The following is a 1,599-nucleotide window of genomic DNA, read 5'->3' as shown; positions in this document are numbered from 1 at the left end:
GATCGGCAGCCGTAAAAGGATATTGCGAAGACAGGATGCCTCTGTCGTCCATCTGATTATTCGGAGACTGAAATGTACAGACTGTGGGCGGATCAGTCATGAGCTTCCTGACATTATTGTGCCTTATAAACGCCATGAATCCGCCACTATTTCACAGGCACTGGAAGAACAAGAGTCTTCCCGTCAGGACAGTTATTGTGAAAACAGCACGATCCGCAGATGGAAGCTCTGGTTTTTCCTGCTCCGTGATTATCTGGAAAGCACCGTACGTGCCCTGATGGAACTCTGGCACTGCGCTGCTTTTGTCAGACTGCCTTTATATCCTCTTGAATGCCAGGCTGACGGCTGGCTGAAGATCCTTGTCCGGAATCTTGTAAATTCAGGACGCTGGCTACAGACCTGTTCTGCGTAGAAGGTCTGGCTTCCGGATGTTAAACTCCCCTTATCAAAGCCGATCCGGCTTACATAAGGAGGAAAATCATCATGGAAAAACAAAGGATTGAAGAGATCGCGGCCAACCGGCTGAAACTGATCAGCCCGCTTCTGGATACTGCCCTTGACCGTGATAAAAAGCAGATGATGAAAGAACAGCTCTGCATCCAGACTGGTCTTTCAGAGCGCACCATCCGGCGTTACCTGAATCTCTATCAGGAAAAAGGATTTGAGGGCCTCAAGCCAAAGAACAGTGGACGGAGCGGGAACACTGTCATTCCGGCCGATATTCTGGAAGAAGCCATTAACCTGCGCCGTGAAGTGCCCAAACGCAGTATCAATGAGATCATCCGTATCCTGGAATGGGAAGGACGGGTGGAACCAGGGACACTGAAACGCAGCACACTGCAGGACCAGCTGTCCTACCGTGGGTATTCCAGCAGACAGATGCGCACTTATGCATCAGCGGTTACCAGTGCCAGACGATTCCAGAAACCATGGCGGAATTATTTATGGCAGTCTGATATCAAATATGGCCTCTACGTGAATGGGCAGCCGACATATATGGTCTGTTTTCTGGATGACTGTACAAGGAACATCATGCATTCCGAGTTTTATCCGACGCTCGACCAGAAGATCGTCCAGGACTGTTTCCGCAAAGCACTCCTGAAGTTCGGGGCTCCCGACTCTGTATTTTTTGACAATGGAGCCCAGTTCCGTACCCATTGGATGAAACGTGCCTGCGGGAAACTGGGGATCCGGCTTCTTTACGCAAAGCCCTATAATCCGGAAGCGAAGGGCAAACAGGAAAGGTATAACCAGACCGCGGATTCCTTTTTGAGGGAAGCGGCGCTGGCAAAACCGAAATCCATGGAAGAATTGAACCGGCTCTATCAGGTATGGATGGAGGAATGCTACCTGCACCAGCCCCACAGTGCCCTTGATGGAAGATCGCCGTTCGAAGCCTATCAGGCGGATTCCCATGAAATCCGCATGCTCTCAGCAGAAGCCATAGCCGATGCGTTCCTTTCCTGTGAGAAGCGGAAGGTGGACAAAAGCGGATGTATCAGTTTCTGCGGGCAGAAGTATGAAGTGGAGCTTGGCTTGTCCATGATCCACCGGGACGTAGATGTAGTCTATGATCCCGCGGATATCTCTTCCGTCACC

At 50.8% G+C, this 1,599-nt stretch carries 2 protein-coding genes; both read left to right on the top strand.

The genetic code is table 11. The features are described from left to right. A partial coding sequence (locus ACTQ50_RS19550) for a DUF6431 domain-containing protein (RefSeq protein ID WP_441485547.1) occupies window positions 1–412 on the top strand: 412 nt, incomplete at its 5' end. Between the two features lie 71 nt (window positions 413–483). Then, window positions 484–1,599 (top strand): DDE-type integrase/transposase/recombinase (locus ACTQ50_RS19545; protein ID WP_441485546.1); only part of this gene is annotated, 1,116 nt, incomplete at its 3' end.

Source organism: Blautia sp. Sow4_E7 (assembly GCF_052116245.1).
Classification (GTDB): domain Bacteria; phylum Bacillota; class Clostridia; order Lachnospirales; family Lachnospiraceae; genus Blautia_A.
The sequence above is the reverse complement of the archived record's forward strand: the minus strand, read 5'-3'. Positions and strand labels throughout refer to the sequence as shown.